This window comes from Hyphomicrobium sp. CS1GBMeth3, from assembly GCF_900117455.1.
Taxonomy (GTDB): domain Bacteria; phylum Pseudomonadota; class Alphaproteobacteria; order Rhizobiales; family Hyphomicrobiaceae; genus Hyphomicrobium_C.
Genome location: NZ_FPHO01000002.1, coordinates 270,725 through 295,540, shown reverse-complemented (window position 1 = coordinate 295,540; position 24,816 = coordinate 270,725). Strand labels below are relative to the sequence as shown.

The window sequence follows — 24,816 nt, the reverse complement described above, 5'->3', positions numbered from 1 at the left end:
TGAGCATAACGGAGACAACGGATTAACGAACGAGAACGGGCGGCAACCGAGAATTAACCTCGATTGCCGCCCGCCTGCTTCTTCGCCTCGATGAGTAAGCTTCAGGCGCCTAGTGCGCCGTCACGCGCGAGCTGCCATCCTTGTCGCCCGGCACCGCCGCCGTGTCCTGAGGCTCCTCCCACTGAATGGCCTCCGGCACGCGCACGAGCGCCGTCTTCACGACGTCCTCCATGCGCGCCACAGGCACCAGCTCGAGCTTCTTCTTCACCTCGTCGGGGATTTCCGCCAGATCTTTGACGTTGTCCTCCGGGATCAGAACGGTTTTGATGCCGCCGCGCAGTGCCGCCAGCAGTTTCTCTTTGAGACCACCGATCGGCAGCACGCGCCCGCGCAGCGTGATCTCGCCCGTCATTGCCACGTCCTTGCGCACGGGAATGCCGGTCAGAACCGAGATGATCGCGGTCGCCATCGCAACGCCCGCTGAGGGGCCATCCTTCGGCGTCGCGCCTTCCGGCACGTGCACGTGGATGTCCTTCTTCTCGAACAGCGACGGCGGGATGCCGAACTCAACCGAGCGCGAGCGCACGTAGGCGTTCGCAGCCTGGATGCTTTCCTTCATCACGTCGCGCAGATTGCCCGTGACCGTCATCTTACCCCTGCCGGGCATCATGACGCCTTCGATCGTGAGCAGCTCGCCGCCGACCTCGGTCCAAGCCAAGCCCGTCACGATGCCGACCTGGTCCTCGAGCTCCGCCTCGCCGAAGCGATACTTCGGGACGCCGAGATAATCCGAGACGTTCGCGGCCGTAACCGTGACCATCTTCGTCTCCGACGTCAGCAGCTCCTTCACCGCCTTACGTGCCAGCTTGGCGATCTCGCGCTCGAGCGAGCGCACGCCGGCTTCACGCGTATAGCGGCGGATAAGCTCGAGCAACGCGCCGTCCTCGACCACCCACTCGCCGTCTTCCAGACCATGCGCCTGGCGTTGCTCGGTGAGAAGATGGCGCTTGGCGATCTCGACCTTCTCGTCTTCCGTGTAACCCGCGAGCCGGATGATCTCCATACGGTCCAGAAGCGCGGGCGGAATATTGAGCGTGTTCGCCGTGGTGACGAACATCACGTTCGAGAGATCGTAATCGACCTCGAGATAGTGATCGTTGAACGAGGCATTCTGCTCCGGATCGAGCACCTCGAGCAGAGCCGCCGCAGGATCGCCACGGAAGTCCTGACCCATCTTGTCGATCTCGTCGAGCAGGAACAGCGGATTGACCCGCTTCGCCTTCTTCATCGACTGGATGACCTTGCCGGGCATCGAGCCAATGTAGGTGCGCCGGTGTCCGCGGATCTCCGCCTCGTCACGCACACCGCCGAGACTCATGCGCACGAACTCGCGGCCCGTGGCATTGGCGATCGACTTCCCGAGCGAGGTCTTGCCCACGCCGGGCGGGCCGACGAGGCACAGGATCGGCCCCTTGAGCTTGTTGGTGCGCGCCTGCACCGCGAGATACTCGAGGATGCGCTCCTTCACCTTCTCGAGGCCGTAGTGCTCGGCGTCGAGAACCTGCTGCGCTTCTTCGATGTCCTTCTTGACCTTGCCCTTGATGCCCCACGGGATCGAGAGCAGCCAGTCGAGGTAGTTGCGCACCACCGTCGCCTCGGCCGACATCGGGCTCATCTGCTTGAGCTTCTTGAGCTCCGCAGTCGCCTTGTCCTTGGCCTCCTTCGACAGCTTGGTGTTGTCGATCTTCTCCTCGAACTCTGCGATGTCGTCGCGCTCTTCGGTGTCGCCGAGCTCCTTCTGAATGGCCTTCATCTGCTCATTCAGATAGTACTCGCGCTGCGTCTTCTCCATCTGGCGCTTGACGCGCGAACGGATCTTACGCTCGACCTGCAGCACCGAGATCTCGCTCTCCATGAGCGTATAGACCTTCTCGAGGCGGTCGGAGACGACCGTGGTCTCGAGCACGTCCTGCTTGTCGGAGATCTTGACCGCGAGATGCGAGGCGATCGTATCGGCAAGCTTCGAGTAGTCCTCGATCTGCGCCACGGTGCCGAGCACCTCTGGCGAGATCTTTTTGTTCAGCTTGACGTAGTTCTCGAACTGCGAGACGGCCGAGCGCGCCAGCGCTTCGATCTCGGTCTTGGTGCCGAGAGACTCAGAGATGCGCTCCACTTCCGCTTCGAAGTAGTTGGCGTTGTCGGTGTAGCGCAGCACGCGCGCGCGCGCCGTACCCTCGACGAGCACCTTGACGGTCCCATCGGGCAGCTTCAGGAGCTGCAGCACCGAGGCAAGCGTGCCGACCTGGTAGATCGCGTCCGTCGCCGGATCATCGTCGCCGGCGTTCTTCTGCGCGGCAAGCAGGATGTGCTTGTCGGCGCGCATCACTTCCTCGAGCGCGTTGATCGATTTCTCTCGGCCGACGAACAGCGGCACGATCATGTAAGGGAACACGACGATATCGCGCAGCGGAAGAACCGGATAATGGTCCTTCGTCGCGCCCGTCTTGTCCTTTGTCTGCTTCTCGTCGCTCATCGTCGTCACCCGTTAAGCTCTGCTCCGCATGCACGCACATCGTGCACCGTGCGAGAGGCCAATCTAGACCCCGGCGGCCGCGTCATTATGGCCAAAACCGGGAAACCCACGCCGCATCTTTCGCTGGGAAGCCCGAGGGCCGCAATCATCCAAGGGAGCGCCGCTCAGGAAAGATGGGGATGGACCTGGGCCTTATCAATCCAGGTCCATCTGACGCGATACCTCTCGCTGTCGCTGGATGCTCCCGATTATCTGCGGCACCCACAAACAAGCCCGAAGCCTGCTCAGGAGGCCGTCGAGCCCTTCTCCTCGGCCCGCTCGGTGTAGATCCGAAGCGGGCGCGCACCGCCTTCCACGACCTCCGGCCCGATCACGACCTCCTCGACGCCCTTGAGCGCCGGCAGATCGAACATCGTGTCGAGCAGGATGCCTTCCATGATGGAGCGCAAACCGCGTGCACCCGTCTTGCGCTCGATCGCCTTGCGCGCGATGGCGCGCAGCGCGTCCTGCGTAAGCGTGAGCTTCACGTCCTCCATCTCGAACAGGCGCTGGTACTGTTTGACGAGCGCGTTCTTCGGCTCCATCAGGATCTGCACCAGCGCGCTCTCGTCGAGGTCCTCGAGCGTCGCGATGACCGGCAGACGCCCGATGAACTCGGGGATGAGGCCGAACTTCAGGAGATCCTCGGGCTCCACCTCGCGCAGCACCTCGCCGGTGCGCCGCTCGTCAGGGCCCATGACCCGCGCGCCGAAGCCGATCGACGTGCCCTTGCCGCGCCGCGAGATAATCCGCTCTAGACCGGCGAATGCACCACCACAGATGAACAGGATGTTCGAGGTGTCGACCTGCAGGAACTCCTGCTGCGGATGCTTGCGCCCGCCCTGCGGCGGAACGGAAGCAACCGTGCCTTCCATAATCTTCAAGAGCGCCTGCTGCACGCCCTCGCCCGATACATCGCGCGTGATCGACGGGTTGTCGGACTTGCGGCTGATCTTGTCGATCTCGTCGATGTAGACGATGCCGCGCTGCGCCCGCTCGACGTTGTAGTCGGCGTTCTGCAAAAGCTTGAGGATGATGTTCTCGACATCCTCACCGACATAGCCGGCCTCGGTGAGCGTCGTCGCATCGGCCATCGTGAACGGCACGTCGAGGATGCGCGCGAGCGTTTGCGCGAGCAGCGTCTTGCCGCACCCCGTGGGGCCGACGAGCAGGATGTTCGACTTCGCGAGCTCGACGTCGTTGTTCTTCGCCGCGTGGTTGAGGCGCTTGTAGTGGTTATGGACGGCCACCGAGAGCACGCGCTTGGCGTGGAACTGGCCGATCACGTAGGAATCGAGAACCGTGCAGATCTCCTGCGGCGTCGGAACCCCGTCACGCGACTTAACGAGCGTGTTCTTGTTCTCTTCGCGGATGATGTCCATGCACAGCTCGACGCATTCATCGCAGATGAACACGGTCGGACCGGCGATCAGCTTCCTGACCTCGTGTTGGCTCTTCCCGCAGAAGGAGCAGTAGAGGGTGTTCTTTTCCTGAGCCATTCTGTTCTCTTACCCACAGTCAGGAAGCGTCCGGAGAATCCCGGAAAACCAAGGCCCGCCATCCTGTCTGAAGGGCCTCGCAGAGCGTACGCGGCAAGCCCGCCGCGGGGACACAAAACCGTTGCACCGATCTCAGCACGCTAGAGTTCCCGAGATCAAGATTCGATTAATGCCTCTCCCCGTTACCGTGCTGGTCCACGCTCTGATTACCACACGGTGAAGGCCGGGCGCAGGGGGCACCCGGCAGGGTTAAGGTAAGCCCAAACTTAAGCTCGCAAGCTTGCGTGGCCCCAATGCGGCTTGGAAGATACGTAGGATTCCGCATAAAGGATCTACGCGAATCCTACGCAAGGACCGTGCTAGGGCGAAATGGGCTTGGGGCGGGTGCGACTGTGAGGCACACCGCCCCCGTAAGCCGACCGATCAGGCCGGCTTGGCCTCCAAGAGCTTCGGGTCAACCTCGTCCCGCTGCGTGAGAACGCGGTCGATAATGCCGAAATCCTTCGCCTGATCGGCAGTCATAAAGTAATCGCGATCAAGAGTTTTCTCGATTACTTCGTAAGGCTGGCTGGTATGCTTAACGTAAACCTCGTTCAAGCGCCGCTTCATCTTGATGATGTCTTCAGCATGCCGCTCGATATCTGAGGCCTGGCCGGAGAACCCTCCCGAAGGCTGGTGCACCATGATGCGGGCGTTGGGCAGCGCGTAGCGCATGTCCTTGTGCCCGGCGCAAAGCAAGAGCGAGCCCATGGAAGCGGCCTGCCCGATGCAAAGGGTCGCAATCGGCGGCTTCACGAACTGCATCGTGTCGTAGATCGCCATGCCGGACGTCACCACGCCACCCGGCGAGTTGATGTACATGGAGATCTCTTTTTTCGGGTTTTCAGACTCGAGGAAGAGAAGCTGCATGCAGATCGACGCAGCCATTTGATCCTCGACGGGCCCCGTCACGAACACGATGCGCTCCTTGAGCAGGCGCGACGGTAGATCGTAGCCGCGCTCGCCGCGCGCCGTCTGCTCGACGACCATGGGCCAGAAAGAACCAGTGAGAGTGGCGACGGGATCGCGCATATGGGTCGTTGCTCCTCAGGGTGCTTCCGAAAAACCTGCTCCCGCTAAAGGCGAACCGGCATTCCGACAAGAAGCACGTCACAAAATTCTAGGCCCTGCTCGGTCAAGAGCCAAGGCTCGCTCCGCCGAATCGCCTGGCGGCAGAGCCTTCAGATCAGCATAGCGGCGCGCGACTTCAAGCCCCCTGCAAGAGCGCACTCGCGCGCCACTCGGAAAAGCCAGCGCTTTTGCGGCAGCAGGACGAAGCTCAAGCTTCCCCGCGGCCCCGCAGCACGACTTCTTTAAGCCTCGGTGACCTTCTCGAGCGCGTCGAGCAGCTCCTGCCGCGAAACCTTTTTCTCTGCAGGCTTCGCAAGCTCGAGCACGAAATCAACGACCTTTTCCTCAAAGATCGGCGCACGCAGCTCCTGCAGCGCGCCCGGTGTCTTTTCGAAATACTCGTAGACCTGCTTCTCCTGGCCGGGGAAGCGGCGCGCATGCTCCATGAGCGCGCGGCGCATCTCGTCCTGGGTCACCTCGATCTTGTTCTTGTCGCCGATCTCGCCGACCACGAGGCCGAGCCGCACGCGCCGCTCCGCAATGCCGCGGTACTCGGCCTTCGCCTCGTCCTCCGTCTTGCCCTCGTCTGCGAACGTCTTGCCTTCGCGCTGCAGGCCTTCCGTCACCTGCCGCCAAATGGCGTCGAACTCGCGCTCGACCAGCGACGGCGGCAGCTCGAACGAATGCGCCTGCTCGAGCGCATCGAGCAGCTCGCGCTTGAGCTTCATGCGCGAGGCGCCGTCCTGCTCACGCTTGATCTGCGCCGACACGAGCTCCCTGAGATTATCGAGACCTTCGGCGCCGAGTGACTTAGCAAACTCATCGTTGATCTCGGCTTTGACCGGCTTCTCGACTTCCTTGACCGTGATCGCGAACACGGCCTCCTTGCCGGCGAGCTCGGCCACCGGATACTCGGCCGGGAACGTCGCCGTGACATCACGGCTCTCGCCCTTCTTGGCGCCCTTGATGCCGTCCTCGAAACCCGGGATGAAGCCGGCGTTGCCGATCACGAGCTGCAGGTTCTCACCCGAGCCGCGCTCGAAAGCCTCGCCGTCGATCGTACCCTTGAAGTCGATGGTCACACGGTCGCCGTCGGAAGCCGCCCGCCCCTCTTCGGGCGTGAACGTCTGGTTGCGCTCAGCAAGCTCGTCGAGCGCCTTGTTCAACTGCTCGTCGTCGACGTCCGCCACAAGCCGCTCGAGCTTCAGTGACTTGAAGTCCGTGAGCGTCACCTCGGGCAGCACCTCGAAGCTCATCTCATAGGCGAGGTCGGCGTTGCCGGCGACGACGTTCTCGATCTCGGCGGCGTTCTCGGTGAGCGCGATGTCCGGCATCATGGCCGGGCGCTCCTTGCGGTCCGAGATGGCTTTCGAGCTCGTCTCGCGGATCGTCTCCTGCAAAACGTCGCTCATCACCGAGCGGCCGAACACCTTCTTGATGTGCGAGATCGGCACCTTGCCCTTGCGGAAGCCCTTGAGCTGCACCTGATCCTTGATGCGGTCGAGATGCGCCGAGAAGCGCTGGCCGAGTTCGTCCGCGCCGACCACGACCTTGAGCTTGCGCTTGAGGCCTTCCGAACTCGTTTCCGTAACCTGCATGTCCTGCTGCCTTCGCTCGCTCGTCTAAAACTCGTCTCAACCCCTTGCGAGGCTTAATATTTTCCCGGCCCTCTCAGATTGCCGACCCCTGGTGCGGACGGAGGGACTTGAACCCCCACGCCTTGCGGCGTCGGCACCTAAAGCCGATGCGTCTACCAATTTCGCCACGTCCGCAGAGTCTAAGGATGGGGCGGGGCGCCGGGAACCGCGCGGCCTGCCCGTTCCGGACCGGAAAAATCAGGGAAACCGGCCTCCGAACGGACCGAAAGGCCGCGACAGGATGGGCACATATACAGGCCCGCCGCCATGAAGATCAATCGCCAATGTTCGCAACGCGACGCGACAAAACTGGGCTCGAATGCCCAAGCCGCGCTCCCACAAACATCGGGCCGAATAGGGCCGATGCGGCATGACCCGCCTCAAAGTAGCGCGAGCAGCGCCTCTAGCCTGCCCTTCGGCAGCCACACGCCTTACGTAAGGGTCGCAGCATCTGAACCGAAACCCAATTCGCTGCGTTTGGCCAATCGTGTCGCGCGCAATTTTCCGTTCACGGGATGTACATCGAAGGCGCCTGCCTTCCAGACAGCTTCGCAGCTGGTCAGCCCCCGGTTTCTGCGCTAGGGGACGGAACGGGGGAACACGTCGCGAACTTGGGACAACCACAGAAGAGAAGTAACTGTGACGGGCAGGACTCTTGATCGCCGGCAAGTGCTCGCCGGAGCAGCCGCCGCCGGGCTGGCCACGACCTTCGATGGATTGCGGACGGCGGGCGCAACGCCTTCTGAAACCGGACCCGTGACAGCGTTGGTGCCGGACGGTGTTGTGCTTGGTGACGCACATCCCTTCTCATTCGATCTCTTGGCGCAGCGCGCCGCCGCGAACGCACAGAGCGAATGGCAGCCAACACCGCGCATCGCGCCGAACGTCCTCGACCGGATCGATTACGATGCCTATCAGCAGATCCGATTTCGCCCGGAGATGAGCTTGGCGCTCGATCCCGTGCACAAGACCCCGATTCAACTCTTCCACCTGGGGCGCATGTCGCCCGATCCGGTGAAGATCCACCTGGTGCGCGGCGACGAGGAGCAGGAGATCGTCTACAGCGCGGCCCTGTTCGAGAGCCCCGATGACCACCCGGCGCACAACTTGCCCGACGGCGTCGGCTTCGCCGGCTTCCGAGTCATGGCGCCCAATCTGAAGACCGACTGGCTGGCGTTCATGGGCGCCTCCTATTTCCGGACTTCTGGACCCTTCGACCAGTACGGTCTCTCCGCGCGCGGCCTCGCCATCGACACCGGCCTCTCGACGCCGGAGGAGTTTCCACGCTTCACCGAGTTCTGGCTCAAGGGCGGCGGCCCCGGCGACGCCGACCTCACCGTCTACGCGCTGCTCGACAGCCCGAGCGTGACAGGCGCCTATGAGATCGTCACCAAGCGCACCGTGCAGGACGGCGTGGCACGCATCGACCATGCGATCGACGCACGCCTCTTCGCACGCCGCGACATTAATCGCCTCGGCGTGGCGCCGTTCTCGAGCATGTACTGGTATGGCGAGAACAGCCGCCGCCAGATCGTCGACTGGCGTCCCGAGATCCACGATTCCGACGGGATCGCCATTTGGACCGGCAGCGGCGAGCGCATCTGGCGCCCGCTGAACAATCCGCCGCGCGTCATGGTCAACACCTTCGTCGACAAGGACGTGCGCGGCTTCGGCCTGCTTCAGCGCGACCGCGACTTCGTGCACTACCTGGACGACAGCGTCTTCTACGAGCGGCGCGCTTCAACCTGGATCGAGCCCATCGACGCCTTCGGCGAAGGCGAGGTGCATCTGCTCGAGATCCCGACCGACGACGAGATCCACGACAACATCGCCGCCTACTGGTGCCCGCGCGAGCCGTTCCGCGCCGGCACCAACCGGCGCTACCGCTATCGCCTGCGCTGGCTCGATGACATCCCGTTCCCGAAAGGGTTGGCGCGCGCGACCGCCACCCAGACCGGCCTTGGCGGACGACCGGGCCAGGCGCGCCCCAAGGGCGTTCGCAAGTTCGTCGTCGATTTCCAGGGCGCAGTCTTCAAGGGGCTCGGCCGCGAGGACGGCGTCGAGATCGTCGTGACGCCCACGCGCGGCGAGCTGAGCAACGCCTACTGCCATCCGGTCGTCGGTCAGCGTAACCGCTGGCGCGCCTTCTTCGACCTGGCCGCAACCGGCGATGAGCCCGTCGATATCCGCATGTATCTGCGGCTCGGCGACCGGGCTCTCACCGAAACTTGGGTCTACCAATACTTTCCCGATAGCCACGCGTGATCCTCGAGCGGCCCGTGCCGAGACCAGGCCCACCTACTGGATAACTTTTGAGAACAGCGGGCACGTCAGCGTCTCGCGCAGGGCTTTGATGAGTTCGTCCTTGTCAGCAGCCGTGAGAGAGAGCCCGCCCGTCTCCTGCGCCATGCACGAGGAGCCGAGCTTGGGCGCAAGCCACGTCGAGGAGCCCACCACCTTGAAGGCGATGACGTGGATGGTCAGCGCATAAGCCTCGGCGCGCAGTTGCCGCGCCAGCAGACAGGGATCGCGCCCGCAAGTCTCCTCCCCGTCGGTGAGGAGCACCACGACGGCCGGCTTGTCGCGAAACTGCAGCGCCTCGGCGGCCCGATGCACCGAATCCGTGAGCGGCGTCTGCCCGCCAGGGATGACGCTGTTCACTTCGTTCATGATGGTCTCGGCGCTGTTGGGCCCAGGAGAGAGACGCAGCTCGAAATTCCGGCATCTCGGCGCGCCCCCGGGTCCATAGACCATGAGTCCCAGATGCCGGCGCGGCGCGACTTGCGGCACCACCGCGGCCAGCGCCTCCTGCACCTTGGCGATGTGCGGGCGCATCTCGTTCATGTCCGTGCCGGCCATGGAGCCAGAGGCGTCGAGCACCAGCATCGCATCGTCGAGACAACGCACATCGTCTGCGGCCCACGGTGTGTCCGCAAGCCCCATCAGACATAATGCTCCGAAAGCGAGAGCTACGCCCCGCATCGCCCTTCTCCGGCTGGCGAACGTTCCAACCATGCTATCCGAAGGCGGGTGAGCGGAATACGGGTCGGATGCCCTATTTGGCGGAACCGGTCTCGACTGGCGTGTCGAGCGTCTCCTGGCCCCACTCGGCCCACGCGCCGTCATAGACCGCCGCGTTGGTCTGACCGATGACGCTCAAGGCCAGCGACAGCATCGACGCCGTCACACCCGAGCCGCACGTGGTGACCACGGGCCGCTGCGGATCGATGCCCGCGTTGCGGAAGATCTGCTCGAGCTCCGGCTTGGACTTGAGCGTCCCATCCACATTGAGGATCTCAGCCGACGACACGTTCTTCGAGCCCGGAATGTGGCCCGGGCGCAGGCCCGGACGCGGCTCTGGCTCCGTTCCCTCGAAGCGCCCTTTCGGCCGTGCATCGACGATCTGCATGCCCCCTCGCGCAACGTAGCTCCTGATGTCGTCGAGGTCGCGCACGAGCTCGTTGTTGAGCAGCGGCGTGAAGTGCCGCGCGGTCCGCGGCACCGGACGCCCGTCCTCGAGCGGACGCCCTTCCGCCTTCCACTTCTTGAGACCACCGTTCAGCACCGCCACGTCCTGATGGCCCATGGCCCGGAACGTCCACCACACGCGCGCGGCAGAAAACAGGCCATAGGTATCGTAGACGACGATGCGCATGCCGTCGCCGACCCCGATCTTCTTCATGCGGGAAGCGAACTTCGGCGTCGGTGGCAACATGTGCGGCAGCGAGTTCTTCTCATCGACGAGATCGTCGATATCGAAGAAGAGCGCGCCCGGAATATGCTCCGCGAGGTACTCCGCCTTCGCATCCCGGCCGGAATTCGGCAGGTGCCAGGAGCCGTCGAAGATGATGAGGTCAGGCGCGTCGAGATGCTCGGCCAGCCACTCCGTCTCGACGATCCAGTTCTTTGCGCTCTCCGGCACGTGATCCTCCTTGAAACATCTTGACCGCAACCCGCAGGCCCCCATCCCCGGCCGCACAACCTCGGCCGTGAGGGCGAACCCGAAAGCGACGGAGAATCATGGCTCTAGGATCGACGTCCGCGTCGCGGGCCTGAGCCGTCATCGGCGCGTAACCTAAAGGCGCCATGTGACGGCCGCAAGGTCCGGCGTCGAAACGCCCAACCGCCTCAGCCAGTCTCAGGCGCAGCCGCAAAAAAACACCATCCAGAGCGAGGCTATCGAACGGTGACCTCAGCTTGCTCGGGAGGCCTGACGGGAGCCAGATCGCGTATTTTCCGGCGTGCCGGCCGTTCGATCAGCCTGTTTGCAGCCTCGGCCACGATCAGGACGGTTGCGAAATACAGGATAAACTTGACCTCGAGCGGCAGCTTGCCGACCCCAAGCTTTCTCAGCATCCACATGGCGGGCCGGTGCAGGAGATAAACACCGAACGAGATCTCACCCAGCCACACCAGGATCCGATGACTTAGCAGGCCTCCGACGAGCGACCGTTGGGCCAGCAAGGCGGTGAGCACCACCAGGGCCGTCGCGATGATGACGACGGGCGAGGAATAGACGTGGAGCTCCCAGGCGAAGCCGTTCGCACCGAGGGTTGCCCACACCAGAAGCGAAGCAGGCAGCAGCACGCTCGCCACCGTGATGCACCATGCAGGCAGCCCGTCCCGATGCTTGAAAAGCAGAGCGATGGCGACACCCGTCGCGAAGATGTGGAAGTATCCGGTGATGAGGGTCCGGCTTTCCCCAGCATCGATGTTAAGCAGGCCCCACGACACCGCCGCCAGACCGGCAACGATCCAGAGATGTTACTGGCAGTAGGCATGCGCAACGCTGTGCAAAACCTTGCGCTGGCGGCGCGCTTTTCCTCGCCGCAGGAGCGGCCAGTTACACTTGGCTGGGCATGCCCAAGAGAGAGGGGTGGTGAGCCGGGAGGGAATCGAACCCTCGACCCCATGATTAAAAGTCACGTGCTCTACCGCTGAGCTACCGGCCCGACCCGATGCAGCCCTGAAAATACGGCCGACATCTTTCGAGAGAGCGCTTTCTAGGGGGGTCGGGGTGTCCGGTCAAGGAAACAAGGCACGCTCCCGGAGCTTTCCGAGAAAATGCCGCGTCGCGTTCCAAGGCCGATGCAGTAAGAGAGGCACAGACAACGCTCCCGAACCGCAATGAGCAAGCCCCAGCCAATCCCCGACCTAGCCGTACCGGACCGTCAGCGCCTCAAGGCCATCGGCCTCATGCTGCTGGCGGTGGTGCTGTTTTCCGGCCTCGATACCTCCGCCAAATATCTGGCGACGCGCGAGGGCCTGGGGCTCGGGCAGATCGTCTGGTCGCGCTTCATCGGCCAGTTCGCGCTGCTGCTTGTGCTGGTGCCAGCGTTTCGCGTCATGAGCGCGCGCGCCCTGTTCACGACCAATCGGCTCGGCTGGCAGCTCGTCCGTTCGGTGCTCATGGTCGGCACCACCGCCTTCAACTTCATGGCAATTCAATATCTGCGGCTCGATCAGGCCATCACCGTCATCTTCCTGGCGCCGCTGATGGTGGCCCTGTTGGCCGGCCCGCTGCTGGGCGAATGGGTTGGGCGCAAGCGCCTGATCGCCATCATGGTAGGCTTCATCGGCGTGCTGATCGCCGTGCGCCCCGGCCTTGGCGTCATGCATCCGGCCGTGCTCTACGCCTTCGCAGCCATGCTCGTCTACGCGCTCTTCATGCTTCTGACCCGGCACATCGCACACTTCGATCCGCCGCTGGTGACACTGTTCTATTCGATGTTCGTCGGCGCCGTAGGCGGCATCCCCTTCGCCATCGCGGATTGGCAAACCCCGCCCACCCTGCTGGCTTGCGTGCTGCTCTGCGCGCTCGGCATCATCGGCGGCCTCGGGCATTGGCTGTTCATCCACGCCTACAGATTGGCACCTGCGTCCTCGATCGCGCCGTTTCTCTATATGCAGCTTCTGACCATGGTCGCCTTCGGCTATCTGGTGTTCGGCGATCTTCCCGACGTATGGACGCTGGCCGGCGCATCGCTGATCGTCGGCTCGGGCATCTATCTCGTGCACCGCGAGCGCCGCGTCGCACGCGAGGTGACGGAAGCCAAGGCGCTCTCTTGACCGTGTCGCGCTAAGCTTTTGCAGCGATCCGCGCTTTGGTCTCCTCCGCCCAAGTGACGAAGCGGCCTTCCTCGATAGCCGCGCGCATCGCCGCCATGAGCTCCTGATAATAGACCGTGTTGACCCACGACAGGATCATCGCGCCGAGATACTCGCCGGAGCGGATGAGGTGATGCAGATACGCGCGTGAGTAATCGCGCGCCGCCGCGCACGAGCTTTCGGGATCGAGCGGCGAGGTGTCCTCGGCGTGCACGGCATTGCGCAGATTGACGGTTCCCGACCAGGTGTATGCCAGTCCATGACGGCCGTTCCGCGTCGGCATCACGCAATCGAACATGTCGATGCCGCGCCGGACGGACTCGATGAGATCGAGCGGCGTCCCGACGCCCATCAGATAGCGCGGCTTGCCCGTCGGCAAGAACGGCAGCGTCGCCTCGAGCGTCTGCAGCATCAGCTCATGCCCCTCGCCGACCGCGAGACCGCCGACCGCATAGCCCTTGAGATCCAGGGCAGCCAGCGCCTCCGCCGAACGCCGCCTCAGCTCCGGATCGATGCCACCCTGCACGATGCCGAACATCGCCTGCCCCGGCCCGGCCCGCCCGTCCGCGCGATGCGCTTCGAACGCTTGCTGAGAGCGCTCCGCCCAGCGCAGCGACAGCTCCATGGCTTTCTCCGCCACCGGCCGTTCCGCCGGCAGCTCGATGCACTGGTCGAGTTGCATCTGGATGTCGGAGCCGAGCAGGCACTGGATCTCGATCGACCGCTCCGGCGTCAGCATGTGCCGCGAGCCGTCGAGGTGCGACTGGAACAGCGCCCCCTCCTCGTTGATCTTGCGGATCTTCGAGAGGCTCATGACCTGGAAACCGCCCGAGTCCGTAAGGATCGGCTTCTCCCAACGCATGAACTTGTGTAGCCCGCCCAGCCGCGCGACGCGCTCCGCACCCGGCCGAAGCATCAGGTGATAGGTGTTGCCGAGCAGGATGTCGGCGCCAGCATCGCGCACTTGTTCCGGGTAAAGCGCCTTGACGGTCGCCACCGTGCCGACCGGCATGAACGCGGGCGTGCGGATCACACCGCGCGGCGTCACGATCTCGCCGCGCCGTGCCGTGCCGTCGATTCCGAGCAGGCGGTAGTGAAACGTCTCGTTCTCAGCCATCGAATTCCTTGTCGTGAATGGGCGCGTCGGGCCTTTGCTGATCCAGCGAAGCGCGATAGCGGATGCACCCGCGCATGAATTTCTCCCACGGCGGGACAGCGATGGCGGGATCGATCTTTTCCGGAAGCAGGGACCATAGTGCCGGATGATGCCAGCAGAGATCGTGCCCTGTGCTGTCGCGGTGCGCGCGGACGGCTGCACGCAGCTTCACCACCTCCGCGATGAGACCTGCCCGATCCATCGCCTCAAGATCCTCATCCATGACCAGCCTCCTTGCTTGCTCTGAAGAGCAGCGACGCGTCGCCGTATGAATAGAAACGATATCCCGACGCCACCGCATGCGCATAGGCCCGCTTCATTGTCTCAAGACCCGAGAAGGCCGAGACCAGCATGAACAGCGTCGAGCGCGGCAAGTGGAAATTCGTCATCAGAAGGTCGACGGCGCGGAAGCGATAACCGGGCGTGATGAAGATCGCCGTGTCGCCCACGAACGGCCGGACCATGCCCTCCTCTGACGCGGCACTTTCGAGAATGCGCAGCGACGTGGTCCCGACGGCAACGATGCGCCCGCCGCGCGCCCGCGCTGCGTTGAGGGCCTCCGCCGTCGCTTGCGAGATCTCACCCCACTCGGCGTGCATCTTGTGGTCGCTCGTATCGTCGGCCTTGACGGGCAGAAACGTCCCGCCGCCCACATGCAGCGTTACGAAATGGCGATCGATACCGCGCGCGTCGAGCGCAGCAAAAAGCTCGGGCGTGAAGTGCAGTCCCGCCGTCGGCGCGGCGACCGCTCCATCGTGCTTGGCGTACACGGTTTGATAGGTCGCCATATCGCTGGCGTCTGGCGCGCGCCGCCCGGCGATGTACGGCGGCAGCGGCATCGTGCCCACCGCGAACAGCGCTTGATCGAGATCGGGGCCTGAGAGATCGAAAGCAAGCTCGACCTCTCCCGCCTCGAGCCGCGCGGAAACCGTCGCGTCGAGAGCGCCGAGCATACAGACGTCGCTCGCATGCTCGGATCCAAACCGAACGCGGTCTCCGATCATCAATCGCTTCGCAGGCCGCGCCAGCGCGCGCCACCGGCTGCCGTCCACGCGCCGCAGAAGATTGAAGCTGACCGACGAGCGCAGATCACCACGCACACGGACACCTTCGAGCGCCGCAGGGATCACGCGTGTATCGTTGAGCACCAGCGCATCGCCCGGGCGCAGGAGATCGACGAGATCACGCACCGTGCGATCGCCAAACGGCGGGCTAGCCGCAGGATCGACCACGAGCAAGCGCGCCGCGTCCCGCGGCTCAGCAGGGCGCAGGGCGATACGGTTTTCGGGCAGTTCGAAGTCGAAAAGGTCGGTGCGCATGCGCGCCTCTCATACCCTCAACAACGCCCGCAGAGGAACCCCTGCGACAACGCAGCGTTGATCGGATGAGGTTACGACCGCCAGGAGGAGCTTTTGCCCGGGCCGACAAAACCGACGCGATCCCCCACGGACCCGGATCCGCACACGCCGCCGGAGCCTATGCGTCCGGACCCAACGAAGGATCCCGTGCCGCCACCAGAGGAGGAGCCCGATCCCAAGATCGAGCCCCCTCCCGGTACGGATAAACCGCCGAAGTGGGTGTAGGCAGCGTCAGGACGCCTTGAGCACCCCGACCACAGCCGTCGCGGCCGCCCCGATCCACGACAGGATGAGCAGGGACCCGCCGAGCGGCGCCGCGAACGGAAACACCCGGTCTCCAATCAGCACACGCGCCGCCACGTCACCCGAGAACAGCGCCACCGCAACGAGCATCAGCGAGGCGCTGACCAGAAATCCCGTCGAAACGGATGATCCACCTGACAACGCCGAGAGCGCTATTGCGGCACCACCGTGCAGGAGCAGGAACAGCGCAGCCGTCGTCAGCGAGGGCTCAGCCACCCGATGCGCGGCCGCTGCGGCCAACACCACGCCGGCGGCACCCAACAGCCCAGCCACCGCCGTATTCCACAACGCCCACGTCCCGACCGTCATGGCAAAGTCCTCTCGTTCACGGCGTTACGCCGCGTCGGCCGCAACCTTCACCGACAGCATCTTGTCCGGGTTCTGCACCGGCTCGCCGCGCTTGATCTTGTCGACGTTCTCCATGCCTTCGATGACCTTGCCCCAGACCGTGTACTTGCGGTCGAGGAACGTCGCGTCGTCGAACACGATGAAGAACTGGCTGTTGGCGCTGTCCGGCGAAGCGGCGCGCGCCATCGAGCAGACGCCGCGCACATGCGGCTCGGCGTTGAATTCCGCCTTGAGGTTCGGATGCTTCGAGCCACCCGTGCCGGTGCCGTGCGGGCAACCCGTCTGCGCCATGAAGCCGTCGATGACGCGGTGAAACACGATGCCGTCGTAGAAGCCCTCGCGCACGAGCTGCTTGATGCGCGCCACGTGGTTGGGCGCGAGATCCGGCCTCAGCGCAATGACGACCGGGCCCTGCGTCGTCTCGATGATCAGGGTGTTCTCGGGATCGGTGATGTCGGCCATGAATGATGCTCCACTTATCTTGTTGCAAACGCGATCGAGCCGGTCACACGGCTCATCGCACGGAAACGCGGTCTGATCGGTGTCGGTTCAGGGCGCCGCGGAAGCCATGTAAGCCTTCACGATGACGTCCGGCTTCGGCGGCGGCTCGCCCTTGGCGATCTGATCGACATGCTGCATGCCATCGACCACCTGTCCGAAGACAGTGTACGTCCCGTTGAGATGGGGGGCGTGCGTGAAGGTGATGAAGAACTGGCTGTTGGCGGTATTCGGATCGTTGGTGCGCGCCGCGCCGAGCGTGCCGCGCTCGAAGGCGGTGGCCGAGAATTCGGCCGGTAGATCGGGATACTTGGAGCCGCCCGCGCCGGTACCTTGCGGATCGCCTGTCTGCGCCATGAAGCCCGGGATCACGCGGTGCCACTTCAGGCCGTTGTAGAAGCCTTCGTTGACCAGCATCTTGAAGCGCTCGACATGCTTCGGCGCGAGATCGGGCCGTAGCCGGATGGTGACCTTGCCGGTCTTGAGTTCGAGGATCGCGGTGTTCGCGGGGTCGTTGGCAACCGTGCCCGTGGTGGTCACCGCGCCGCCGGCCTGGGCCGCTGTCGGAACCGCGATCTGCCCGCTAGAGCCCCCACCACCACAGGCGGACAAAGCAAAAGTCAGCGCCAGCGCGGCAAGAACCTTGATCGACTGCATGAGCGCTCCCTGACCCTTCGTTGTTGCCCGTGGCACCGAATCCCGCGCCCGAGGTTATCGCCCGTGACACCCCATCCGGCAACCCGGGCTACTTCCGCGCCTTCGCTTTGGTGGCAAGCCTCAGCGCCACGCCCTTGGAGACGAACGGCGTCACGTCGCCCCCCATGAGCGCGATCTGGCGCACGAGGTTGGCCGCGATGTGCCGCACCTCGGGCGAAGCGGCGACGAACACCGTCTGCACGGACGGCGCCATCTGCCCATTCATATTGGCCATCTGCATTTCGTAGTCGAAGTCGGTGCCATCGCGCAGCCCGCGGAAGATCACGCTGGCGCCGAAGCGCTGCGCCGCCGACACCGCAAGGTCGGCGAACGTCACCACCTCGATCGGGATGCCGGCCGCGCTCGCAATCGCCCGCGTCTCCACGTCGAGCATTTCGACGCGCTCGTCCTCGGAGAACAGCGGCGATTTGCTGGCATGCACGCCGACGCCGATGACGAGGCGATCCACGAGCCGGGCGGCCCGCGCGATGATGTCCGTGTGCCCGAGAGTGACGGGATCGAACGATCCCGAGTAGAAGCCGATCCTGCTCATGGCCGCTATGTAGCCGCGCCGTGAAGCCCGGAGCAACCGCCAAAGCCGCGCATGCACGCCAAGAGGTGACGAAACCGTTGGCGGACGGCTCATCCGGCGTCATACTAAGCCCAGCGGGGACGGAAACCGGGGGAGATTTCCATGACGATACCCCATACCGCCCAACAGGTTGTATATCGACGGTGCTTCACAGCACTGGCCGGCCTCGCCGCCGCGCTGGCGCTGATGCTGCCGGTCTCGGCAGGCGCCGAGACCGCCAAATGCGTGACCAAGCACGGCTCGGCCACCGGCCTCACCCGCGGCTTTGCCGAGTACGAGGCGTTCCTGATCATCCGCCAGGTCACCGGAAACTGGCCCTTCCAGCAGGACCAGATCTCCGAGCCCAAGTACAAGTGCAAGGGTGAGGGCGTGATGTGGACCTGCAGCGCCACAGCCGAGGTGTGCCGGGGCTGAGCCCCGTCACACCAGAACGCCGCCTCCGTCGACGACGCGACCTTGGCCGGCCCGATCCCTGCCGCGCGGCAGGGATCGGGTTTCCGGCACGCAAACCCACTACTTCAACGCGACCGGCGCACTACGTGCACCGAAGACGTCCTCGAGGTTGAATCGATAGCCGACGCCGAGGCTGAAGATCCACGGATCGATGTCGACATCGGCCGTGATTCCCGTTCCGCGCCAGGAGGCATCCGTCTCGATCCAAGTCTTCTTTACGTCGGCGTTGAGATACCAGCCGTCACCGAGCGACACGTCGACGCCCGCCTGCAGTGTAAAGCCGACCGCGTCGTCGAGATCGATCTTCGCGCCGCCGAGGTCGCTACGCCCTTCGCTGAAGAAGTGGATGTACTGTACGCCCGCACCCACATAGGGCTTGAAGCCGCCGAAGTTGTCGAAGTGGTACTGCAGCGTCAGCGCCGGTGGGAACACCCAGAAGTCGCCGAGGTCGGTACCGTTGATCGCACCCTTGCCCTCGGCCTCGAGCTTGGCGAAGCAACAGAACAGCTCCAGCGCCAGGTTTTTGTTGAGGAAGTAGGTCAATGTCAGCGTCGGCAGCACTTCCGTATCCACCTCGGCGTCCGCATTAGGAATCTGAGCACCACCCAGGAACACGTTGGCAGAGGAATCCGGGTTCACGACCGTACCCTGCACGCGCACCATAAAGTTGCCGCTCTCGCTTCCTGCGGCGACTGGCGTTGCAAGCACGCCGAGCCCTGCCGCACAGACCACCAAAGTCCGGAGAAATCTCAGTTCCATCGCAGCTCCCCCTTTGAGCTTCTCCGACGCACGAACGCGTCGACTCGTAAGCACTGCTGAGACAGTGCGCGGAGGAAGCCGCCTGCCGACAGCCGGAAATGAGCCAAGAAACTGTTGTAGATCAGGGCCAAAGGCTTTGCGGAGCGCGCGTGGCCGAGAGGCCACGATGCCTTTGATCTTGCGCAAATCCGATGCGTCCCAAAGCCCGCACCAGATCCGCGTCGCGTTTGATCGCGCTCAACGACACAGCTCGAGTCCGACCGGAAAAATGGCCAACCGCCGCCTCTTCGCGTCACGGAACAATGAGCACCGTCCTCGATCTCCTCTCTGCGCCTCTTGAGCCGTACGCGGTACGCATCGCGACACGCAAGCGTCAGCGATTGTCGCTCGCGGCCGAGCCGGAGGAGATGCTGTATCTCATCCGCAAAGGGCTGCATCTCACCTCAGCGCCGATGCCGCACGACCGCCATCAGGTGCTGAGCATCCTCTATCCCGGCGACATCGTCCGCGCGTCGGCCTTGCCACCGATCGAGGGTGCCGCGGTCATCTCGGCATCGGACAAAGGTGAGGTCTGGCGCGTACGCTGGTCGGCCATCGAAGCCCTGCTCGGCCGGGATGCCAACGTCGCGCGTGTGATCTCCGACCGCCTCACCGATCAGGCAGCTCGCAGCGCGCTGCATAAATCCATCCTGGCCGGACTCAGCGGCGACGAGCGCGTCGTGGCCCTGATGCTCGAAATCGCGGCCCGCACCGGTCGCGAGACCGCAACCGGCGTCACGTTCGAGATGCCGCTATCGCGCAACGACATCGCGGAATACATGGCGCTCAATGCCGACACCGTCTCCCGCATCGTCTCGCGTCTGCGCGCCAGCGGGGTCCTGACCCCAGCAGGGCGCAACCTGCTCATCTGCCCCAGCTTTGCAGATCTCGCGCGCGCCTGCCCCCTCGCTCCCGCGATCACACGGCTCCACAACGCGGGCCACCTGCTCCCGGCCTGAGCCGCCGAAGCGCTTACTCGCCTTGCTCGACGCAGGCTAGACGGGTCCGCGGGAGACGAGGTGCGCCCCGATGTCGGTCAGCGTCCGGCAGCCGGAGAGCGCCATGGCGATCTCGAACTCATCGCGCAGGATGCGCAGCACGTGCGCAACGCCGAAAGCGCCATTGACCGCCAGCCCGAACACGATCGGCCGCCCGACGAGCACGGCAGACGCGCCGAGCGCCAGCGCCTTGAGCACATCGGTGCCGCGCCGGATGCCGCCATCGAGCAACAGTGGCACGCGCCCCGCCACCGCAGCCGCGACCGACGGCAACACGTCGATCGTTGCCGGCAGCGTATCAAGCGTGCGCCCGCCGTGGTTCGAAACGATGATCGCCGATGCCCCGACCTCGACCGCACGCACGGCATCCTCCGCCGAGAGAACGCCCTTGAGCACGATCGGAAGCCCAGTCTCAGCGCTCAGCCACGCGATGTCGTCCCACGTCGGTGCCGCCGCGAGCAGCCGATCGAACACGGCACTCTCACCCGCGCCCAGCGGGGCAATGGGCCCTGCGTCATCTCTGAGGTTCTCGGACTGGATACCGGGCGGCAGCATGAACCCCGCGCGATGCTCGCGGTTGCGCACCCCGTTGATCGGTGCGTCGACCGTAACCACGAGCGCTTCATAGCCCGCGGCCTCGGCACGCCGCACGAGCCTCAGCGTCGCCGAGCGGTCCGGTTGCACGTAAAGCTGAAACCAACGGCATGTCGCGCCCGCCGCCGCTGCGTCCTCGAGCGTAACGCTGGCGAGCGTCGACAGCACCATGCCGGCATCCTGCGCCTCGGCAGCCGCAGCCGTCGCCCGCTCGCCGTCCGCATGCGCGAGCTTCTGATAAGCGACGGGCGCCACGAAGATCGGATGCAGGTAGCTGCGCCCAATCAGCTCAAGACGCGTGTGCCCGCCTTTTCCGCCGGCCAGCACGCGCGGCACGATAGCCAGGCGATCGAATGCCTGCCGGTTCCATCCGAGCGTAATCTCGTCCGCCGATCCCCCCGAGAAATACGCCCACGCCATGGCGCCGAGCCGCTGCTCGGCCAGCCGCTCGTAATCGGCGAGGCAGACGGGGCTCGGAGTGGCGGACTGCACGCGCCTCAGGTCTCCGCCCAGTGCCGGATCAGATTGTGATAATGCGCCGCAAGCGCGATCACGGCAGGATCGTCGTCGGGAAGTCGCGCGCGGATGCTCATGATCGACATGTCGAGATCGTAGAGCATGTGTCGCTGCCAGTCGTCCTTGATCATCGACTGCGTCCAGAAGAACGAGGCCCAGCGGCTACCCCGCGTAACGGGCGTCACGCTATGCATGCTGGTCGCCGGATAGACGACCATGTGCCCCGCCGGCAACTTCACCGAGTGCGTGCCGTAGGTGTCGTGCACGACAAGCTCACCGCCATCGTACTCCTCGGGCGGCGTCAGAAACAGCGTCGACGACACGTCCGTGCGCATCCGCTGCCCGCCGGGCAGCGCGCGGATCGAGCCATCCACATGCGCGCCGAACGTCATGCCCTCGTCGTAACGATTGAACATGGGCGGCAGCACGCGCAGCGGCAGCGCCGCCGTCATGAACTTCGGATTGTTGGCGAGCGCGCGCAGGACGATCTGCCCGAGATCCTGCGCTGCCGGCGCATCGATCGGAACCTGAAGGTTGTTCTTGACCTTGACCGCCTGGTCACCAGCCGTCACGCGCCCATCCACCCAGTTGGTGCTTTCGAGGACGCGGCGGACATGCGCCACTTCCTCGGGTTTGAGCACGTCGGGGATCGTGACGAGCATACCAATACTCCTTGCAACACCAGCGATCGGACCGGGCTGGACCGGCTCGTTAGTCCTCTAGACCAGGAAGCCGTAGCGTTCCTTGTGTCCGCAGCACCGATCAAAGATTTGACTAAAATGATCGGCCCGGGCGTAACAAGCACGCCCGGGCCGAAAATGTCGAGATATTGTTTCCAACTGAAGTCAGAAAACGAGACTGCCTCAGTACTTGAAGTTCGCGCTCAGCCAGTAGGTGCGCGGCGCGCCGAGGTACCCCCAGCTTCCGTTCCAGTTTGCCGTCGTCAGGTAGGTCTCGTCGAATACGTTGTCGACATTGAGCGACAGCTCGATGTTGTCCGTGATGTCGTACGAGGCCATCAGGTTGACGAGGAAGTAGTCCGGCAGCTTGCCGTACTTGCCGTTGGGAATGACGCGCAGCGCGTCATCCGGGCGACCGATGTACGACTCGCCCGTGTACTGGAAGCCCGCGCCGAGCGTGATCTTGTCTGTGACGTCGTAGGTCGACCACAGGGTGGCGAATACTTTCGGCGTAAAAGCCAGCTGTTCGCCATTGGTGCTCGTCACGCCCGGGAAGCCGTTCTCGGCGTTGCCGCCATAGTCACCGCCGAGGGCCGCATCGACTGCGGATCCATGCTTGCGCTCGCTGTCCATCAACACCAAGCCGCCGAACACCCTCCAGCGATCGGTGAGGTTGCCTGCGATGCCAAGCTCGATGCCCTGCACCTGCTGCTCGCCGTAGACGATATCGTCACCGTTCAGATAAGCGACATTATTCTTCACGGTATGGAAGAGCGCAGCCGTCGTCGACAGCTTGCCGCCGAACCAATCCCACTTCACGCCGATTTCGTAGTTGTGCATCTCAACCGGATCGGCGCCGGCAATGAAGCCGGGGAAGCCGTTACCACCCGTGCGCGAGATGTCAGGATTGGACAGGAGCGCTCCGTGAGGCAGGTGTCCCGTGCCGTAGGACGCATAGAGGCTGCCTTCTCTCACAGGCTTGTAGACCACGCCGACCTTTCCGCCGATCGACGTATCGCTATCGCTGTATCGGGTTGCGCCACCGACGCCGGGAATGGCGTCTCCTTCAAGCTCCACATCGTAGTGGTCAACGCGAATGCCGCCCACGACCTGCCAATGCCGGCTCAGGTCAACGGTGTCATAGAGGTAGTAAGAGATCGTATCGATCTGGACATTGCTGTCCTGCGTTGGATCTGCGCCGGTAAACCGCAAAGCGTCGCTCTTCTCTCGCGAGAGCTCGACACCGGTAGCTAGAGTGTGACGCAACGCACCCGTATTGAACCGCGCGCTCAGATTCGTCTGATTATAGATGCTCTCATTACCGCGATCGTAATAGAACATCGAGGCAGACGGCAGCGCAGAGCCATTACCGCCAATGTGATACCGCGCTTCGCGATCCACCTGCGCCCAACGCGTCTGGTTGCTGATCGTGACGCCGGGTACGATGTCGTGCTCGAAGCGCGCCAGGAACGTGTCTGCGTTTACGTCATCGTAGTCCGAAGACAGACCGAAGAACGTGTCGCGCGGCAGGTTGCTCACACCCGGACGCGGTCCCGCACCATCGATACCAACACCGAATAGCGGGCGCGCACGATTGATCGCCACGCCCGCATCCGGAACGTCGCGACGCTCGACGTGCTCATAGGTGAAGATGGCGCGCGTATCGGTGCCGAGCCCGAACGCAACGGACGGTGCCACGCCCCAGGCATTCGCCTCGGCAACATCCACACCCGCCAGACCACCGTCCTGGATGAACGTGTTCAGGCGCACGGCCGTCGTGCCGGAGAACTGATTGACGTCGAGCGCAGCGCGGCGGCGCATCTCGGAATCGTATTCGTCGAAGCCGATGCCGACATTGCCTTCGACGAAGTTCTCCTGCTGCGGCTTCTTGGTCACGATGTTGACGTAACCACCAGCACCTCCACGGCCGTTGTCAGCCGCAGGCCCCTTGAAGATCTCGACCTGCTCGACGTTGAACACGTCCTTGGTGTAGCTGCCGTTGTCGCGCGTGCCATCGATAAAGACGCTGCCCGTGGAGTTGAAGCCGCGGATGTTAAACGCGTTGCCACCTGAGCCGAAAGCATTTTCGCCGGCATCGATCGTGATGCCCGGCGTCTGCCGCAGCGTCTCGATGAGGTTGGTGGTCTTGCGCTCCTGAATGATCGTGCCGGGCACGACCGTGATGGTCTGCGGCGTATCGAGCAGTGGCCCCGTTACCTTGGCCGACGACACGTAGTCGGTCTTGTACTCACCAGGTGCGACAGGACCAGCCTGACCCGGCAGCGGCGGCACATCGCTCGGCTCGGGCGCGGCCGCGGCCTGCGTCGGCGCAACAGGCGCCGGGCTCGTCGGCCCGGCCTTCTTCTTGGCGGCGGCCTGCTTTTTCTTTTTGGCAGTCGTCTCGACGGTTATCGGTGGCAATGGGGCCGGCTCTGCCGATTGCTGCGCCTGCGCAATCGTAGTGGGGCTCACGGCCAACAGTGCGAAGGTGGTAAAGAGCTTCACCGACGATGTCGACTTACGGCCGTCAGTGCCGGAAAAAAAACCACCTTCGGAAACTTGCGCACCAAGGCTCAAGCAATGCGGCGTCGCAGCCGGCTCAACAACTGAACTCATATATTCCCCCCACCTAAGGTCCCCACGTCGTCGAGACGCACAACAACAGGAGGCACACTGAGAGAACGCTCCCCAAGCCTCAGACAGGACTGAGAAAATAATACCACACTATAAAAGTCAACAAATAGGTCGCCGCACTTGTACACCAGCCGCCCGTAGGGATGTGCGTAAGCCACGCCGGCGAAATTCAAGAGGAATCGAACGCGAAGGCATAACGACTTGATTCAAAGCCAATTATCAGATCCCGCGTCAGATTATCTTGGCAGCCAAAGTATGCTTTTACG

22 protein-coding genes and 2 tRNA genes are annotated in these 24,816 nt (G+C 63.8%); 4 read left to right on the top strand and 20 right to left on the bottom strand.

What is annotated here, in order from left to right; translation table 11 throughout:
- Positions 1-109: 109 nt before the first annotated feature.
- From lon to CS1GBM3_RS01480, 5 genes are all read right to left on the bottom strand, one after another.
- Positions 110-2,533 carry an endopeptidase La gene (gene lon / locus CS1GBM3_RS01500; protein WP_072390435.1) on the bottom strand — a complete coding sequence of 808 codons (2,424 nt, stop codon included), beginning with the start codon at positions 2,531-2,533 and terminating at the stop codon, positions 110-112.
- 284 nt (positions 2,534-2,817) lie between these two features.
- Positions 2,818-4,071, bottom strand: a complete 1,254-nt coding sequence (gene clpX / locus CS1GBM3_RS01495) for an ATP-dependent Clp protease ATP-binding subunit ClpX (protein ID WP_072390432.1) — start codon at positions 4,069-4,071, stop codon at positions 2,818-2,820.
- Positions 4,072-4,494: 423 nt separating this feature from the next.
- On the bottom strand, positions 4,495-5,142 hold the full coding sequence (locus CS1GBM3_RS01490; RefSeq protein ID WP_072390430.1) for an ATP-dependent Clp protease proteolytic subunit: 648 nt from the start codon (positions 5,140-5,142) through the stop codon (positions 4,495-4,497).
- Positions 5,143-5,423: 281 nt separating this feature from the next.
- Positions 5,424-6,779, bottom strand: coding sequence for a trigger factor (gene tig / locus CS1GBM3_RS01485; RefSeq protein ID WP_072390427.1), 1,356 nt, complete (start codon positions 6,777-6,779; stop codon positions 5,424-5,426).
- 89 nt (positions 6,780-6,868) lie between these two features.
- Positions 6,869-6,953, bottom strand: a tRNA-Leu gene (locus CS1GBM3_RS01480).
- Between the two features lie 504 nt (positions 6,954-7,457).
- Between CS1GBM3_RS01480 and CS1GBM3_RS01475 the strand changes: the two genes are divergently transcribed.
- On the top strand, positions 7,458-9,083 hold the full coding sequence (locus tag CS1GBM3_RS01475) for an OpgD/OpgG family glucan biosynthesis protein (RefSeq protein ID WP_072390424.1): 1,626 nt from the start codon (positions 7,458-7,460) through the stop codon (positions 9,081-9,083).
- Positions 9,084-9,116: 33 nt separating this feature from the next.
- Here CS1GBM3_RS01475 and CS1GBM3_RS01470 read toward each other — a convergent pair whose 3' ends face one another.
- The 4 genes from CS1GBM3_RS01470 to CS1GBM3_RS01455 all read right to left on the bottom strand — a co-directional run bounded on the left by CS1GBM3_RS01470 (position 9,117) and on the right by CS1GBM3_RS01455 (position 11,770).
- Positions 9,117-9,800 carry a vWA domain-containing protein gene (locus tag CS1GBM3_RS01470; protein ID WP_171946407.1) on the bottom strand — a complete coding sequence of 228 codons (684 nt, stop codon included), beginning with the start codon at positions 9,798-9,800 and terminating at the stop codon, positions 9,117-9,119.
- Between the two features lie 73 nt (positions 9,801-9,873).
- On the bottom strand, positions 9,874-10,740 hold the full coding sequence (gene sseA / locus CS1GBM3_RS01465; protein WP_072390418.1) for a 3-mercaptopyruvate sulfurtransferase: 867 nt from the start codon (positions 10,738-10,740) through the stop codon (positions 9,874-9,876).
- Between the two features lie 254 nt (positions 10,741-10,994).
- Complete coding sequence (locus tag CS1GBM3_RS01460) at positions 10,995-11,573, bottom strand: acyltransferase family protein (RefSeq protein WP_083566945.1); 579 nt, start codon at positions 11,571-11,573, stop codon at positions 10,995-10,997.
- Between the two features lie 122 nt (positions 11,574-11,695).
- Positions 11,696-11,770, bottom strand: a tRNA-Lys gene (locus CS1GBM3_RS01455).
- A 175-nt stretch (positions 11,771-11,945) separates the two neighbouring features.
- Here CS1GBM3_RS01455 and CS1GBM3_RS01450 point away from each other — a divergent pair.
- Positions 11,946-12,887 (top strand): DMT family transporter, encoded by a 942-nt coding sequence (locus CS1GBM3_RS01450; RefSeq protein ID WP_072390412.1) that lies wholly within the window; start codon positions 11,946-11,948, stop codon positions 12,885-12,887.
- Positions 12,888-12,897: 10 nt separating this feature from the next.
- Here CS1GBM3_RS01450 and tgt read toward each other — a convergent pair whose 3' ends face one another.
- The 7 genes from tgt to coaD form a co-directional block, all read right to left on the bottom strand.
- Positions 12,898-14,043: a tRNA guanosine(34) transglycosylase Tgt gene (gene tgt, locus CS1GBM3_RS01445; RefSeq protein ID WP_072390409.1), complete on the bottom strand. Its 1,146-nt coding sequence runs from the start codon at positions 14,041-14,043 to the stop codon at positions 12,898-12,900.
- On the bottom strand, positions 14,036-14,305 hold the full coding sequence (locus CS1GBM3_RS01440; RefSeq protein WP_072390406.1) for a hypothetical protein: 270 nt from the start codon (positions 14,303-14,305) through the stop codon (positions 14,036-14,038). The genes tgt and CS1GBM3_RS01440 overlap by 8 nt, the downstream gene beginning before the upstream one ends.
- A complete protein-coding gene (gene queA / locus CS1GBM3_RS01435; protein ID WP_072390403.1) occupies positions 14,298-15,401 on the bottom strand; it encodes a tRNA preQ1(34) S-adenosylmethionine ribosyltransferase-isomerase QueA in 1,104 nt (367 codons plus the stop codon). Before queA ends, CS1GBM3_RS01440 begins: the two co-directional genes overlap by 8 nt.
- A gap of 270 nt (positions 15,402-15,671) precedes the next feature.
- Positions 15,672-16,052 (bottom strand): DUF423 domain-containing protein, encoded by a 381-nt coding sequence (locus CS1GBM3_RS01430; protein WP_072390400.1) that lies wholly within the window; start codon positions 16,050-16,052, stop codon positions 15,672-15,674.
- A 24-nt stretch (positions 16,053-16,076) separates the two neighbouring features.
- The gene (locus tag CS1GBM3_RS01425) at positions 16,077-16,553 is read right to left on the bottom strand and encodes a peptidylprolyl isomerase (protein ID WP_171946406.1); all 477 of its coding nucleotides are present in this window, start codon (positions 16,551-16,553) and stop codon (positions 16,077-16,079) included.
- Positions 16,554-16,640: 87 nt separating this feature from the next.
- Positions 16,641-17,246: a peptidylprolyl isomerase gene (locus CS1GBM3_RS01420; RefSeq protein ID WP_083566944.1), complete on the bottom strand. Its 606-nt coding sequence runs from the start codon at positions 17,244-17,246 to the stop codon at positions 16,641-16,643.
- A gap of 88 nt (positions 17,247-17,334) precedes the next feature.
- Positions 17,335-17,838, bottom strand: coding sequence for a pantetheine-phosphate adenylyltransferase (gene coaD, locus CS1GBM3_RS01415; protein ID WP_072390392.1), 504 nt, complete (start codon positions 17,836-17,838; stop codon positions 17,335-17,337).
- A gap of 141 nt (positions 17,839-17,979) precedes the next feature.
- Here coaD and CS1GBM3_RS01410 point away from each other — a divergent pair, with 141 nt between their 5' ends.
- On the top strand, positions 17,980-18,291 hold the full coding sequence (locus tag CS1GBM3_RS01410; protein WP_072390378.1) for a hypothetical protein: 312 nt from the start codon (positions 17,980-17,982) through the stop codon (positions 18,289-18,291).
- A gap of 99 nt (positions 18,292-18,390) precedes the next feature.
- On the opposite strand, the gene CS1GBM3_RS01405 is transcribed toward CS1GBM3_RS01410, so the two are convergent.
- Entirely contained in the window at positions 18,391-19,089 is a 699-nt protein-coding gene (locus CS1GBM3_RS01405; protein ID WP_072390375.1) for an OmpW/AlkL family protein, read from the bottom strand.
- A 302-nt stretch (positions 19,090-19,391) separates the two neighbouring features.
- On the opposite strand from CS1GBM3_RS01405, the gene CS1GBM3_RS01400 reads away from it, so the two are divergent.
- Positions 19,392-20,087, top strand: a complete 696-nt coding sequence (locus CS1GBM3_RS01400) for a Crp/Fnr family transcriptional regulator (RefSeq protein WP_072390372.1) — start codon at positions 19,392-19,394, stop codon at positions 20,085-20,087.
- Between the two features lie 36 nt (positions 20,088-20,123).
- Here CS1GBM3_RS01400 and CS1GBM3_RS01395 read toward each other — a convergent pair whose 3' ends face one another.
- From CS1GBM3_RS01395 to CS1GBM3_RS01385, 3 genes are all read right to left on the bottom strand, one after another.
- On the bottom strand, positions 20,124-21,212 hold the full coding sequence (locus CS1GBM3_RS01395; protein ID WP_244534519.1) for an alpha-hydroxy acid oxidase: 1,089 nt from the start codon (positions 21,210-21,212) through the stop codon (positions 20,124-20,126).
- A gap of 5 nt (positions 21,213-21,217) precedes the next feature.
- The gene (locus CS1GBM3_RS01390; RefSeq protein ID WP_072390366.1) at positions 21,218-21,898 is read right to left on the bottom strand and encodes a Fe2+-dependent dioxygenase; all 681 of its coding nucleotides are present in this window, start codon (positions 21,896-21,898) and stop codon (positions 21,218-21,220) included.
- Positions 21,899-22,099: 201 nt separating this feature from the next.
- Positions 22,100-24,532, bottom strand: a complete 2,433-nt coding sequence (locus tag CS1GBM3_RS01385; protein WP_083566942.1) for a TonB-dependent receptor — start codon at positions 24,530-24,532, stop codon at positions 22,100-22,102.
- Between the last annotated feature and the right edge of the window lie 284 nt (positions 24,533-24,816).